General features: G+C 69.1%; 10 protein-coding genes and 1 tRNA gene. 10 read left to right on the top strand and 1 reads right to left on the bottom strand.

Translation table 11 applies throughout. From position 1 onward, the window contains the following. Nucleotides 1–877 precede the first annotated feature (877 nt). From dnaN to ACIQM4_RS11615, 10 genes are all read left to right on the top strand, one after another. Entirely contained in the window at nucleotides 878–2,008 is a 1,131-nt protein-coding gene (gene dnaN, locus ACIQM4_RS11660) for a DNA polymerase III subunit beta (RefSeq protein WP_401590136.1), read from the top strand. A 132-nt stretch (nucleotides 2,009–2,140) separates the two neighbouring features. Further along, nucleotides 2,141–3,022: a phosphogluconate dehydrogenase (NAD(+)-dependent, decarboxylating) gene (gene gnd / locus ACIQM4_RS11655; RefSeq protein ID WP_401589416.1), complete on the top strand. Its 882-nt coding sequence runs from the start codon at nucleotides 2,141–2,143 to the stop codon at nucleotides 3,020–3,022. Nucleotides 3,023–3,085: 63 nt separating this feature from the next. After that, nucleotides 3,086–4,207 carry a DNA replication/repair protein RecF gene (gene recF / locus ACIQM4_RS11650; protein WP_401589413.1) on the top strand — a complete coding sequence of 374 codons (1,122 nt, stop codon included), beginning with the start codon at nucleotides 3,086–3,088 and terminating at the stop codon, nucleotides 4,205–4,207. Between the two features lie 20 nt (nucleotides 4,208–4,227). Next, a complete protein-coding gene (locus ACIQM4_RS11645) occupies nucleotides 4,228–4,779 on the top strand; it encodes a DUF721 domain-containing protein (protein WP_401590133.1) in 552 nt (183 codons plus the stop codon). A gap of 352 nt (nucleotides 4,780–5,131) precedes the next feature. Then, a complete protein-coding gene (gene gyrB, locus ACIQM4_RS11640; protein ID WP_401589411.1) occupies nucleotides 5,132–7,267 on the top strand; it encodes a DNA topoisomerase (ATP-hydrolyzing) subunit B in 2,136 nt (711 codons plus the stop codon). A 42-nt stretch (nucleotides 7,268–7,309) separates the two neighbouring features. Continuing rightward, nucleotides 7,310–9,928, top strand: coding sequence for a DNA gyrase subunit A (gyrA, locus tag ACIQM4_RS11635; RefSeq protein ID WP_401589408.1), 2,619 nt, complete (start codon nucleotides 7,310–7,312; stop codon nucleotides 9,926–9,928). Nucleotides 9,929–10,021: 93 nt separating this feature from the next. Further along, nucleotides 10,022–10,669, top strand: coding sequence for a DUF3566 domain-containing protein (locus tag ACIQM4_RS11630; RefSeq protein ID WP_401589405.1), 648 nt, complete (start codon nucleotides 10,022–10,024; stop codon nucleotides 10,667–10,669). 84 nt (nucleotides 10,670–10,753) lie between these two features. Further along, a tRNA-Ile gene (locus ACIQM4_RS11625) sits at nucleotides 10,754–10,827 on the top strand. A 158-nt stretch (nucleotides 10,828–10,985) separates the two neighbouring features. Continuing rightward, nucleotides 10,986–11,120 carry a DLW-39 family protein gene (locus ACIQM4_RS11620; protein ID WP_003958712.1) on the top strand — a complete coding sequence of 45 codons (135 nt, stop codon included), beginning with the start codon at nucleotides 10,986–10,988 and terminating at the stop codon, nucleotides 11,118–11,120. A 380-nt stretch (nucleotides 11,121–11,500) separates the two neighbouring features. Next, nucleotides 11,501–13,081 carry a hypothetical protein gene (locus ACIQM4_RS11615; protein ID WP_401589403.1) on the top strand — a complete coding sequence of 527 codons (1,581 nt, stop codon included), beginning with the start codon at nucleotides 11,501–11,503 and terminating at the stop codon, nucleotides 13,079–13,081. 7 nt (nucleotides 13,082–13,088) lie between these two features. Here ACIQM4_RS11615 and ACIQM4_RS11610 read toward each other — a convergent pair whose 3' ends face one another. Next, the gene (locus tag ACIQM4_RS11610) at nucleotides 13,089–14,750 is read right to left on the bottom strand and encodes a protein kinase (protein WP_401589400.1); all 1,662 of its coding nucleotides are present in this window, start codon (nucleotides 14,748–14,750) and stop codon (nucleotides 13,089–13,091) included. Between the last annotated feature and the right edge of the window lie 29 nt (nucleotides 14,751–14,779).

Below are 14,779 nucleotides of genomic sequence, written 5' to 3'. Positions count from 1 at the left end.
TCTTCGTCGTCCCGAGCACCTGGATCCGGCTCCACCGGGCCCGATCGGGGTGCTCGCAGGGCCGTCCGAGGCGCCTTCCGCCCGTTGTCCCAAGGCTGTTGACACCTGTTGGTGTTCGAATTCGGGCCCACCGGGTGGAGTTCTCCACAGATCCTGGGACGATGTTCCGTCCACACCCTGGGGACTGGGAAGTTGTCCAGATTATGTCCACAGGGGTGGCATCTGAGGCTTCATCACACCAGGTCAGGTGCTTGTGGAATTGTGGCAAACTTTGATCCACAGCCTGTGGACAAGTTTTTCCTCCACAGGGGTCGAGCCGGGTTGTCCACGGGCGGCCCACAGGATCGGTGGCCTTGTCCCCAGCTTCTCCACAGCGCTGTCCACTGTTCGGCAACGAAACACCCCCTCTCACCGGGTCGAGTGAAAGGCGTCACACCAACGAGGTCGGTTGGGCTGTGGGGAAGGTGGGTAAAGCTGGGGACACAGCTGTGGGGAAGTCGCCCCTGCCTGTGCATCGGGTGTGCAGAACTTCTCGCCGTCCACAGAGACGGCTGGTTGTCCACGGGCTCCGCCCACAGGGGCGGTGGACAAAAAAGTGGGTCTGAGCTGCGAAAACGGGGTTATCCACGGTTTCCACAGGCCCTACTACTACTCCCACTAAGAGTTAGCCCGGAATCCGCAAAGAAGAAGGCCCTGTGTACAACTCGGCCCGAAGCCTCCAGGCCGCTCTCCGCTCGACTTGACCGGCAGCAGCAACGAGTGTCGGTGGCGTGCGTCAGACTGTTCCCCGGTGAACTTCCCCGGCCGACGGTCGGGGACACCGGTCCAGACGACGAAAGCCAGCAGGGCGAGCCAGCAACAGCAGGAGGCGGTTCCGGTGAAGATCCGGGTGGAGCGCGATGTACTCGCGGAGGCGGTGGCCTGGACGGCCCGCAGCCTTCCGGCCCGTCCGCCGGTGCCCGTCCTCGCGGGCCTTCTGCTGAAGGCCGAGGAGGGCGCACTGAGCCTCTCCGGCTTCGACTACGAGGTGTCGGCCCGGGTGTCGGTCGACGCCGAGGTCGAGGAGGACGGCACGGTCCTGGTGTCCGGGCGGCTGCTCGCCGACATCTGCCGTGCGCTCCCCAACCGGCCCGTGGAGATTTCCACAGACGGTGTACGGGCGACCGTGGTCTGCGGCTCCTCGCGGTTCACACTCCACACACTGCCTGTGGAGGAGTACCCGGCGCTGCCGCAGATGCCCACCGCCACGGGCACCGTTCCCGGTGAGGTCTTCGCCTCCGCCGCCGCCCAGGTGGCCATCGCCGCCGGCCGCGACGACACGCTGCCCGTGCTGACGGGTGTCCGCATCGAGATCGAGGGCGAGACGGTCACGCTGGCGTCGACCGACCGCTACCGCTTCGCGGTCCGCGAGTTCCTGTGGAAGCCGGAGGACCCGGAGGCGTCCGCGGTCGCCCTGGTGCCCGCCAAGACGCTCCTGGACACCGCCAAGTCGCTGACCAGCGGTGACACGGTGACCATCGCTCTGTCCGGCTCGGGGTCCGGTGAGGGCCTGATCGGTTTCGAGGGCGCCGGACGCCGGACGACGACCCGTCTGCTCGAGGGCGACCTGCCGAAGTACCGCACGCTGTTCCCGACCGAGTTCAACTCCGTCGCCGTCATCGAGACCGCCCCGTTCGTCGAGGCCGTCAAGCGTGTGGCCCTGGTGGCCGAGCGGAACACCCCGGTCCGGCTGACCTTCGAGCAGGGTGTGCTGATCCTCGAAGCGGGCTCCAGCGACGACGCACAGGCTGTGGAGCGCGTCGACGCGAACCTCGACGGCGACGACATCTCGATCGCCTTCAACCCGACGTTCCTGCTGGACGGCCTGAGCGCGATCGACTCCCCGGTCGCCCAGCTCTCCTTCACGACGTCGACCAAGCCGGCGCTGCTCAGCGGCCGCCCGGCCGTGGACGCCGAGGCGGACGACGCGTACAAGTACCTGATCATGCCGGTGCGGCTGTCCGGCTGACCTCGCCGGACACCGCGGTGCAGGCCCGGGGCCAGGTGGCGCCGGGCCTCACGTGCCCCTCGGGCCAACCGCACAAGCCGGGCGTAGGCTCGGACCCGGGTACGAATCGCCTCGAAGGTTAAGGAATCTCTGATGGAGCTCGGTCTCGTCGGCCTCGGCAAAATGGGCGGCAACATGCGCGAGCGCATCCGCCGCGCCGGTCACACCGTCATCGGTTACGACCGCAACGCGGACGTCGCCGACGTTCACAGCCTGGAAGAGCTTGTGGGCAAGCTCAAGGGCCCGCGCGTCGTCTGGGTCATGGTCCCGGCCGGTGACGCCACCCAGTCCACGATCGATGCGCTGGGTGAGCTGCTCTCCCCGGGCGACGTGGTCGTCGACGGCGGCAACTCGCGCTGGACGGACGACGAGAAGCACGCCGAGGAGCTGAAGGCCAAGGGCGTCGGCTTCGTCGACTGCGGCGTCTCCGGTGGCGTCTGGGGCCTGGAGAACGGCTACGCGCTGATGTACGGCGGCGCAGCCGACGACGTGGCGAAGGTGCAGCCGGTCTTCGACGCCCTCAAGCCGGAGGGTGAGTTCGGTTCGGTCCACGCGGGCAAGGTCGGCGCCGGCCACTTCGCGAAGATGGTTCACAACGGCATCGAGTACGCCATGATGCAGGCCTACGCCGAGGGCTGGGAGCTCCTGGAGAAGGTCGACTCCGTCACGGACGTGCGCGAGGTCTTCCGCTCCTGGCAGGAGGGCACGGTCATCCGTTCCTGGCTGCTGGACCTCGCCGTCAACGCCCTGGACGACGACGAGCACCTCGAAAGCCTGCGGGGCTTCGCCGCCGACTCGGGCGAGGGCCGCTGGACCGTCGAGGCCGCCATCGACAACGCGGTGCCGCTGCCCGCCATCACCGCTTCCCTCTTCGCACGCTTCGCGTCGCGTCAGGACGACTCCCCGCAGATGAAGATGATCGCCGCACTGCGCAACCAGTTCGGCGGCCACGCGGTCGAGTCCAACAAGAAGTAAGCACAGCAGAAGTAGGCCCGACAGGGCAGCAAGGCACAGTCGGGGGAAGGTCGGCGCAACACCATGCACGTCACGCATCTGTCGCTGGCCGACTTCCGCTCGTACGCCCGGGTCGAGGTTCCGCTCGACCCGGGCGTCACCGCCTTCGTGGGGGCGAACGGGCAGGGCAAGACGAATCTCGTCGAAGCCGTCGGCTACCTGGCCTCCCTGGGCAGCCACCGGGTCTCCTCGGACGCCCCGCTGGTGCGGATGGGCGCCGAGCGGGCGGTTATCAGGGCGGCCGTCACCCAGGGCGAGCGCTCCCAGCTGGTCGAGCTGGAGCTCAACCCCGGACGCGCCAACCGCGCCCGGATCAACAGGTCCTCGCAGGTCCGGCCGCGGGACGTGCTGGGCATCGTACGGACGGTCCTGTTCGCACCCGAGGACCTCGCCCTGGTGAAGGGCGACCCCGGTGAGCGCCGGAAGTTCCTCGACGAACTGATCACGGCGCGCTCGCCGCGCATGGCGGGGGTGCGGTCGGACTACGACCGGGTGCTCAAGCAGCGCAACACCCTGCTGAAGTCGGCGGCGATGGCCAGGCGGCACGGTGGCCGGTCCATGGACATGTCCACCATCGACGTGTGGGACCAGCACCTGGCGAAGGTCGGTGCGGAACTCCTCGCCCAGCGCCTGGACCTGATCGCGACGCTTCAGCCCCTGGCCGACAAGGCGTACGAGCAACTCGCCCCCGGCGGGGGGCCCGTGGCGCTGGAGTACCGCAACTCGGCCCCGGGGGACGCGCTCTCCCGCGAGGATTTGTACGGGCAGCTGATGGAGGCACTCGCCGAGGCGCGCAAGCAGGAGATCGAGCGGGGCGTGACACTGGTCGGCCCGCACCGTGACGAACTGCTGTTGAAGCTGGGCCAGTTGCCCGCCAAGGGTTATGCGAGCCACGGGGAGTCCTGGTCGTACGCGCTGGCGCTGCGGCTCGCTTCGTACGACCTGCTGCGGGCGGAGGGCAACGAACCGGTGCTGGTCCTCGACGATGTTTTCGCGGAGCTGGACGCGCGCCGCCGGGAGCGGCTGGCGGAGCTGGTGGCGCCTGGCGAGCAGGTGCTGGTGACGGCGGCTGTGGACGACGACGTCCCAGGGGTACTGGCGGGCGCCCGTTACTCCGTTGCCGACGGTGCGGTGACGCGGTTGTGAGCGGCAAGGACAAGCCCGTCGTGCCGAAGCCGGCCACCGGCCGGGAGGCGCTGGAAGCGCCTGGGGTGCCGGAGTCCTCCGGTGTGGACCTGGCCCGTCAGGCGCTGGCCGCCGCGAAGGAGCAGGCTCGCGCACGGGGCGCCGCCGCGCAGCAGAAGAAGACCGTGCGCCGTGGAGGCGGTCTGCGGTCGGGATCGGGGGCCGACGGGCGCGACCCGCTGAAGCTGGGAACCGCGCTTGACCGGCTGAAGACCGAGCGCGGCTGGGAGATGCCGATCGCGGTCAGCGGTGTGATGGGCCGCTGGAAGGACATCGTCGGAGGCCCGGTGGCGCAGCACAGCGAGCCGCTGAGGTACGACGAGGACGAGCGGATCCTGTGGGTGCGGTGCGATTCCACCGCGTGGGCCACCCAGCTGAAGTGGATGCTGCCGACCCTGCTGAAGCAGCTCAACGAGGAACTCGGCCGGGACACCGTGCGGGTGATCAAACTCGAAGGGCCGAACGCGCCGCAGCGCCGGTACGGGCCTCTGCGCGCGCCGGGCAGCACGGGTCCGGGCGATACGTACGGGTAGAGCTGTTCCGTCACTGTTTCACGTGAAACATGAACCGGATGTTTCACGTGAAACCGGGTGACAGGAGTGAGGCGTCCCTCACCGTAGCGGGAGGTTGACAGCCCGAAGCGCTGGATGCCGGTGTGAGCCGCCTGGAGCCCCTCCCCGGATATGGGGAGTCGGTCGACCCCGGTTCGGGGCGGCACATGCGGACTCAGGTACCGGCAAACCCCCATTCGTGTCCGCGCTACCGGTAGACTGATGACTAGTCCCCGCTTGTTTCGCGGGGCACGTCGACTCACACAGAACGACGCAGCCGCTCCTGCCTGCCTGGGGATGGGGATTCCCCCAGCCGACGGCAGGGGATGGGCCTGTGCTGTGCCAGAAAGGGCGCTTCGTGGCCGATTCCGGCAACCCCAACGAGATCACTCCGTCCACTGCCGGCGAGGACGGCGGCGGCGCCTCCACCGAGGCGGCCGCCGTCGGTGCTGCGGTACCCGGGGCGGTGCCCTCCGCGGGCACCAGCTCCGAGGTCACCTCGGCGTACGACGCCAGCGCGATCACAGTCCTGGAAGGCCTGGACGCGGTCCGCAAGCGTCCGGGCATGTACATCGGCTCGACCGGTGAACGTGGCCTGCATCACATGGTGCAGGAAGTCGTCGACAACTCGGTGGACGAGGCCCTGGCCGGCCACGCCGACATGATCGACGTGACGATCCTGGCCGACGGCGGCGTACGTGTCGTCGACAACGGGCGCGGCATCCCTGTCGGCATCATCCCGTCCGAGGGCAAGCCGGCCGTGGAGGTCGTGCTGACGGTCCTGCACGCGGGCGGCAAGTTCGGCGGCGGCGGTTATGCCGTCTCCGGCGGTCTGCACGGTGTCGGCGTGTCCGTGGTCAACGCGCTGTCCCAGCGGGTCGCGGTGGAGATCCGCACCGACGGTTACCGCTGGACGCAGGAGTACAAGCTCGGCGCGCCGGTGGCGCCGCTGGAGCGCCACGAGGCCACCACCGAGACCGGCACCTCGGTGACGTTCTGGGCCGACGGCGACATCTTCGAGACCACCGAGTACTCCTTCGAGACCCTGTCGCGGCGTTTCCAGGAGATGGCGTTCCTCAACAAGGGACTGACCATCAAGCTGACGGACGAGCGGGAGTCGGCCAAGGCCGTCGCCGGCGCGGACACGGCGGACGCCGCGGACGACGAGCAGGTGCGTACGGTCACGTACTTCTACGAGGGCGGCATCGTCGACTTCGTGAAGTACCTGAACTCGCGCAAGGGTGAGCTCATCCACCCGACCGTCATCGACGTCGAGGCCGAGGACAAGGAGCGGATGCTCTCGGTCGAGATCGCGATGCAGTGGAACTCGCAGTACAGCGAGGGCGTGTACTCGTTCGCGAACACGATCCACACGCATGAGGGCGGTACGCACGAGGAGGGTTTCCGGGCGGCCATGACCGGCCTGGTGAATCGTTACGCGCGGGAGAAGAAGTTCCTTCGGGAGAAGGACGACAACCTCGCGGGCGAGGATATCCGTGAGGGTCTGACGGCGATCATCTCGGTGAAGCTGGGCGAGCCGCAGTTCGAGGGCCAGACGAAGACGAAGCTGGGCAACACGGAGGCGAAGACCTTCGTGCAGAAGGTCGTCCACGAGCACCTCAACGACTGGTTCGACCGCAATCCGAACGAGGCCGCGGACATCATCCGCAAGGCGATCCAGGCCGCCACGGCCCGCGTCGCGGCCCGTAAGGCGCGTGACCTGACCCGTCGCAAGGGTCTGCTGGAGTCGGCGTCGCTGCCGGGCAAGCTGTCGGACTGCCAGTCCAACGACCCGACGAAGTGCGAGATCTTCATCGTCGAGGGTGACTCCGCCGGCGGTAGCGCGAAGTCCGGCCGTAACCCGATGTACCAGGCCATCCTGCCGATCCGCGGCAAGATCCTGAACGTCGAGAAGGCCCGTATCGACAAGATCCTCCAGAACACCGAGGTGCAGGCGCTGATCAGTGCCTTCGGCACCGGTGTGCACGAGGACTTCGACATCGAGAAGCTCCGCTATCACAAGATCATCCTGATGGCGGACGCCGACGTCGACGGCCAGCACATCAACACGCTGCTCCTGACCTTCCTGTTCCGCTTCATGCGGCCGCTGGTCGAGGCCGGGCACGTCTATCTGTCGCGTCCGCCGCTGTACAAGCTCAAGTGGGGCCGCGACCACGTCGAGTACGCGTACTCCGACCGTGAGCGCGACGCGCTCCGCGAGGCGGGCGAGCAGCAGGGCAAGCGCATCAAGGAGGGCGACCTCCAGCGCTTCAAGGGTCTCGGTGAGATGGACGCCGAGGAGCTGCGCATCACCACGATGGACGTCGACCACCGTGTGCTCGGCCAGGTGACGCTCGACGACGCGGCGCAGGCCGACGACCTGTTCTCGGTGCTCATGGGCGAGGACGTCGAGGCGCGGCGCTCGTTCATCCAGCGCAATGCCAAGGACGTCCGCTTCCTCGACATCTGAGTCGGTCCGTCGCTGACCGCTTCGAAAGGATTTTGACCAGCAATGGCCGACGAGAACACCCCTGTTACCCCCGCCGTAGAGGATCAGACCGTGCGGATCGAGCCCGTCGGGCTCGAGACCGAGATGCAGCGTTCGTACCTCGACTACGCGATGTCCGTCATCGTGGCGCGTGCGCTGCCCGACGTACGGGACGGTCTCAAGCCCGTCCACCGTCGTGTGCTCTACGCGATGTACGACGGCGGCTACCGGCCCGAGAAGGGCTTCTACAAGTGCGCCCGCGTCGTCGGTGACGTCATGGGTACGTACCACCCGCACGGCGACTCCTCGATCTACGACGCGCTGGTGCGTCTGGCGCAGCCGTGGTCGATGCGGATGCCGCTGGTCGCCTCCAACGGCAACTTCGGCTCTCCGGGCAACGACCCGGCCGCCGCGATGCGCTACACCGAGTGCAAGATGGCGAACCTCTCCATGGAGATGGTGCGCGACATCGACGAGGAGACCGTCGACTTCACGGCCAACTACGACGGCCGTAACCAGGAGCCGACGGTGCTGCCGTCGCGTTTCCCGAACCTGCTGGTGAACGGTTCGGCGGGCATCGCGGTCGGTATGGCCACGAACATTCCGCCGCACAACCTGCGCGAGGTCGCCGCGGGAGCCCAGTGGTGCCTGGACAACCCGGAGGCCTCGCACGAGGAGCTCCTGGACGCGCTGATGGAGCGCATCAAGGGACCCGACTTCCCGACCGGCGCCCTCGTGGTGGGCCGCAAGGGCATCGAGGAGGCGTACCGGACGGGCCGCGGCTCGATCACGATGCGCGCCGTGGTGGCGGTCGAGGAGATCCAGAACCGGCAGTGCCTGGTCGTCACGGAGCTTCCGTACCAGACGAACCCGGACAACCTGGCGCAGAAGATCGCCGACCTGGTGAAGGACGGCAAGGTCGGCGGCATCGCCGACGTCCGTGACGAGACCTCGTCGCGGACCGGCCAGCGCCTGGTCATCGTGCTCAAGCGCGACGCGGTCGCCAAGGTCGTGCTGAACAACCTGTACAAGCACACCGACCTGCAGTCGAACTTCGGCGCGAACATGCTGGCCCTGGTCGACGGAGTGCCGCGCACGCTGTCGCTGGACGCGTTCATCCGGCACTGGGTGACCCACCAGATCGAGGTCGTCGTCCGGCGTACCCGCTTCCGGCTGCGCAAGGCGGAGGAGCGGGCGCACATCCTGCGCGGTCTGCTCAAGGCCCTGGACGCGATCGACGAGGTCATCGCGCTGATCCGCCGCTCCAACACGGTGGAGATCGCTCGTGAGGGCCTGATGGGCCTGCTGTCGATCGACGAGATCCAGGCGAACGCGATCCTGGAGATGCAGCTGCGCCGGCTGGCCGCCCTGGAGCGCCAGAAGATCGTCGCGGAGCACGACGAGCTGCAGTCCAAGATCAACGAGTACAACGCGATCCTGGCCTCGCCCGAGCGCCAGCGCGGCATCGTCAGCGAGGAACTGGCCGTCATCGTCGACAAGTTCGGCGACGACCGGCGTTCCCAGCTGGTGCCCTTCGACGGCGACATGTCCATGGAGGACCTGATCGCCGAGGAGGACATCGTCGTCACCATCACCAACGGTGGCTACGTCAAGCGCACGAAGACCGAGGACTACCGGTCGCAGAAGCGCGGCGGCAAGGGCGTCCGGGGCACGAAACTGAAGCAGGACGACATCGTCGACCACTTCTTCGTCTCCACGACGCACCACTGGCTGCTGTTCTTCACGAACAAGGGCCGGGTGTACCGGGCGAAGGCCTACGAGCTGCCCGACGCGGGCCGGGACGCGCGTGGCCAGCACGTGGCGAACCTGCTCGCGTTCCAGCCGGACGAGAAGATCGCACAGATCCTGGCGATCCGGGACTACGACGCGACGCCGTACCTGATCCTGGCCACCAAGGGTGGTCTGGTGAAGAAGACGTCCCTGAAGGACTACGACTCGCCCCGTTCGGGTGGTGTCATCGCGATCAACCTGCGGGAGACCGCGGACGGCAGCGACGACGAGCTCATCGGCGCGGAGCTGGTGTCGGCCGAGGACGATCTGCTGCTGGTCAGCAGGAAGGCCCAGTCGATCCGGTTCACGGCGACGGATGACGCGCTGCGCCCGATGGGCCGTGCGACATCGGGTGTAAAGGGCATGAGTTTCCGCGAGGGAGACGAACTGCTCTCGATGAATGTGGTCAGGCCCGGTACGTTCGTCTTCACCGCAACCGACGGCGGGTACGCGAAGCGCACTCCCGTCGACGAGTACCGCGTCCAGGGCCGAGGCGGTCTGGGTATCAAGGCCGCCAAGATCGTGGAGGACCGCGGGACGCTCGTCGGGGCCTTGGTGGTGGAGGAGACGGATGAGATCCTCGCCATCACACTCGGCGGCGGTGTGATTCGTACGCGAGTCAGCGAAGTCAGGGAGACGGGCCGTGACACCATGGGCGTCCAACTGATCAACCTGGGCAAGCGGGATGCCGTCGTCGGCATCGCCCGTAACGCCGAGGCCGGCCGAGAGGCCGAAGAGGTCGACGGCGTCGAGGACGGCCCGGAGACCGATGCGGACGGTGCGGTCGCTGCTACGGCCGCTGCCGAAGTCGTCGAGGGCGCCGAGCCTTCGGCAGGGGAGCACGAGGAGTAGGTCGTGAGTGGAGCCACGGGTACCGGAGGAAAATCTTCCGGGGCTGGAGCACCCGGTGCCCGTGGCTCTGCCGCGGACTCCCAGGGGGGAACTGTGACGGACACCCGGGGGCCGCAGCCCCAGAACTACGACGGGTACGCGGCCGGGCCGCTGCCCGGTGAGCGGGAGCAGCCGGCCCAGGGACCCGGGTCCCAGCCGTACCACCCGCCGCAGGCCTACCAGGCGCACGGTGCCCCGCAGGGCGGCGGTGCCACCCAGGGCGGTCAGCGCGGTCCTGCGGGACAGAGCAGTGGCGGTACACAGGGCGGACAGACCGGGGCCGTGCGGCGGCCCCGCACCGGCGCGCGGACGACGCCGCGTACCCGCAAGGCAAGGCTGCGGGTGGCCAAGGCCGACCCGTGGTCGGTGATGAAGGTCAGTTTCCTGCTGTCGATCGCCCTGGGCATCTGCACGGTGATCGCGGCGGCCGTGCTGTGGATGGTCATGGACGCCATGGGCGTCTTCGCGACCGTCGGCGGCACGATCAGTGAGGCGACCAGCTCGACGGCCGGCTCCGGCGAGAGCAGCGGGTTCGACCTCCAGTCGTTCCTGTCGCTGCCCCGGGTGCTCATCTTCACGTCGGTCATCGCGGTGATCGACGTGGTCCTGGCGACGGCCCTGGCGACGCTGGGCGCCTTCATCTACAACCTCTCGGCAGGTTTCGTGGGCGGTGTGGAGCTCACGCTCGCCGAGGACGAGTAGGGCCTCGTGGTGGGGGGCGGGGAACCGATTTTGGCACTGCCCCCCACGTGCGCTAATCTTCAGAAGTCAGCGCGCGAGCGCAGCGGGCCTATAGCTCAGTTGGTTAGAGCGCATCCCTGATAAGGATGAGGCCACAGGTTCAAATCCTGTTAGGCCCACAGACACCGGTTGGCCCGGACGAGGAAGTTCTCGTCCGGGCCAACCGCTTTTTTGCGTCCCCGAGTTGAAGCCCGCGGTAGGTCACCGATAGGTCTCGGCCGGTGTGTATAGTCGGCCGCCAAAGGTCTCCTACGTCAAGGAAAGACGAGGTCGCGCGGTGAAGAAGCTTCTCCTGGTCGCACTGGCCGCCATTGGCGGGCTCCTCGTGTACCGCCAGATCCAGGCGGATCGCGCCGAGCAGGATCTGTGGACGGAGGCGACTGACTCCGTGCCCGCAGGTTCGGGTGTGTGAGCTCCAGTAGTCAGAGTGTGAGGGACCCCGGTCGCTGAGGCGGCCGGGGTTCTTTGCTGCGCGGAGCCGGAGCCGGAGCCGGAGCCGGAACTGGGGCCAGGACCGGGGCTGGAGCTGGGGCCGGGCCGGGGCCGAGAGCGGCGATCGGGAGCCTCAGGGGGAAGGGGCGGGAGCGGGGGTCGCCCCGGCCGGTCGATGTTTCACGTGAAACATCGACCGGCAAATCGGTCCCCCGGGCGGACAGCCCTGGGGCGGGCGGGGCACGATGGTCCGGCACCGCGACCGCCGCGGTGTGCGGCGGACCGGTCAGGGTCGGTCGTCGGAGCGGTGTTCCGCACGGTGCGGCGCCGGACGGCGGTGAACGCGACAGGGGGTGGCGTGTGAAGAGGCAGCGCGGCAGGGGCCGGGTGCTCACGGGCTCCGGCCTGGGCAGGGTGCTCGCCGGAGCGGCGGCGCTGTGTGCGGTGGTGGCACTGCCGGGGCAGGCGCTGGCGGCGGGCGAGCCCGCACCGTACGTCTTCGACACGGCGGCCGAACCGGTCAGCGGGAGCGTGAGTACGGCGGACGCTCCGGCGCTGACCGCAGGAGCGACGTACAAGGACAGCATCGGGCCGAAGGGCAAGAGGTACTACCGGCTCGACCTCGATGCCAAGAGCAACGCGTACGTCTCGGCGGTCGCCGTGCCCCGCAACGGGCCCAAGGTCGGTATCGGTGACGGCCTCAAGGTGTCCGTCCTGGACCGCGGCAACACTTCCTGCGACTCCGGCGACAACGTGGGCTTCGGATCGGCGGAGTTCGCCCGCCCGATCAGTACTTACGCGGCGCGGACGATCGAGGAGGGCGCCAGCAGCTGTCAGGAGGCCGGCACGTACTACGTACTCGTCGAGCGGACCACGGCGGACGGTTCGGCACCGGACGACTGGCCGCTGGAGATCCGTTACCAGTCCGAACCGGGTCTCAAGACGGCCGGGCCCACCGAGGCGCCCGAGAGCTGGCCCAGCGCCTCGCCCGCCCCGCCCGTGGGCGGCCCGCAGAAGCGGCACGGCGGCACGGGCTTCAACGACGCCACCGGGCTGGACACGGGCGAGTGGCGCGACGAGATCCGGCCGGGACAGTCGCTCTTCTACCGGGTGCCCCTCGACTGGGGACAGCAGATCTTCTCCGACATCGACCTGCACAGTGCCGTCGGGACGAAGAACGGGTTCGTGGGCAGCGCGGTCTCCTTCGACCTGTACAACCCCGCACGCGGGTTCGTGCAGGCCGCGAGCTCGATGTCGTACGACGGGAAGCAGAAGACGGCGGCGATGGACCCGCTGCCGCCCGTGGCGTACGAGAACCGCTTCACCTCCAGCAGCGGTGACGGGGACATGCGGCTCGCGGGCTGGTACTACCTGCGGGTCTCCCTGAGCCCGAAGGTCGGCACGACCTTCGGGGACACGGCGTACGGGTTGACCCTGCGGGTCAGCGTGAAGGGCGACAAGGGCAAGGGCCCGGCCTACGCGGGGACGCCGGGTGACTTCGGGGTGTCGGACGACGACCGGGACGCGGCAGCCCGCGGACAGAGCGGTGCGCAGGCCGCGAAGAGCGGCACGATGAAGCTGGTCGCGGGCGCCGGTATCGGCACGGGCACCGTGCTCGTGCTCGCCCTCGGGGTGTGGACGCTGCTGGCGCGACACCGGGCGGCGGCGGCAGAGGGCAACCCACCGCACCGGAACGCGCAGCGTCCGGGCGCCCCGCAGCAGAACGTCTCCCCGCAGAACGTCTCGCCGCAGAACGTCGCGCCGCAGAACGCCCCGCAGCAGAACGCCCCGCAGCAGCACCCGCAGTATCAGCACCCGCAGCCGGCGCCGGGGCAGGCGCCGCAGTCGACGCAGTATCAGGCCCCGCAGCAGACACCGCAGTCGGCACCTCAGCAGCAGGGCCCGCCGCAGGGGTACGGCCCGCCTCCGGCGTCCTGGTAGGCCCTGGTCAGGTCTGGGTCAGGGCCCAGAGGCCCACGGCGAAACAGAGCAGCGCGAGTATCAGCACCGGGACCGTCACCTTCGGGGGCGGTCCCGGCCGCTTCTGCCCGGCAGGCGCCCGTCCCGGTGCCTGCGTCTGAGCAAATGCGCTCTGCGGGGGCTGTGAGCCGTACGCCGTCGGGGCGGCGGGGGCGGGCCCCTCGGCGAAGCCGGAGGTGTAGCCACGAGTAGGTGGCAGCTGATGGTCGACGGCGCCGCCCAGGGCCTGCGAGCGGCCCGGCAGCGCCCCGGGGAACGGGGGCGCCGCATGGGCGGGCCCGGGGGACGAAGGAGCGGCGGGCGGAGCGGAGGACGGAGCCTGGGTCGAGGGCAGGGACGACGGAGCAGGGCCGTTGGACGAGACGCCGTCGGTGCTCTGCTGCGGGGGCGGAGCGAGATGGAAGCTACCGGTCTGCGACATGGCCGGGCTCTGCTGCGGGGACGGGCTCTGGAGGGGGCCGGACATGGCCGTCTGCTGCGGGGACTGGCTCTGCTGCGGGGCCGGGCTCTGGTGGTGAGGTGACGGACTCTGTTGCGGGGCCGGGCTCTGGTGCCGGCCGGGGGAGGTCGCGGGGTCTTGCCGCTGCTCGGGGCCGGGGTGAGGGTCGGAGGAATGCGCGGGCGCCGGTCGCTGCTCGTGTTCCCGGTACGAGGAGGGGCCCTGGAGACGTTCCTGGGGTGAGGAGGGGCCCTGGAGACGTTCCTGGGGAGAGGTGGGGCCCTGGGCCCCGGTGGGGCGAGGAGGAGTCGGTTCGGGGCCGGACGGGCCGAAGCCCGGCGGCAGGGGGCCGATCTGGTCGAAGACCTCGACCGGGTCCTCTCCGGGGGAGGCGTCGGGGAGCATCTCGACCGCGGCGGTCAGCGCCTTGCGCGCCCCCGTGGCTGTACGGAACCTCGCCTGCGGGTCCGGCTGGAGCATCCCCGCGACGACCTGCCACAAGGGCTCCGGAATGCCCTCGGGTGCGGCGGGGGTGCCGTACGAGGCGAAGTGCTCGATCAGCGCCCGGGAGTCCGGCTTCTGGCCCCTGAGCAGATAGAGGGCGACCAGTCCGACGGCGAACAGGTCGGCGGGGAAGTCCGGTTCGGCGCCCATCATCTGCTCGGGTGCGAAGTAGCCGGGGGTGCCCACCACGTAGTCGGTCTCGGTCAGGCGGGGCTCGCCCTTGCGCATCGAGATGCCGAAGTCGGAGAGCCGCAGGTGCGGGCGACCGGTGCCGGTCGCCTCCAGGAGGATGTTCGCCGGCTTGATGTCGCGGTGCACGACCCCTTCCGCGTGCACGGCTGCGAGCCCGGCGAGGAGCTGGTCGAGCAGGGTGCACACGAAGCGGGGCGGGAGCGGGCCGTAGTCCCCGATGACGTGGGCGAGCGAGCCCCCGCTCACCAGGTCCATGGTGAAGAGGACCTTGTCGTCGTCCGCGGCCCAGCTCGCGGGCGCCAGCACATGCGGGTGATCGATGCGCAGGGCCTGCTCCCGCACGAAGCGCAGCAGGGTGTGCGCGTCGCTCTGCTGGAGCACCTTGGCGGCGACGTAGCGGCGCCGCCTGTGGTCCCAGGACCGCCAGACCGCGCCCATCCCGCCCCGGCCGATCGGATCGATCAGCTCGTACCGGCCCGCGAATATCTCACCCATAGTGCTGCGCCCGCTCCCCGATCCAGCTC

It is taken from the genome of Streptomyces sp. NPDC091272, from assembly GCF_044757485.1.
Taxonomy (GTDB): Bacteria; Actinomycetota; Actinomycetes; order Streptomycetales; family Streptomycetaceae; genus Streptomyces.
This window is presented reverse-complemented; position numbering and strand designations above follow the sequence as displayed.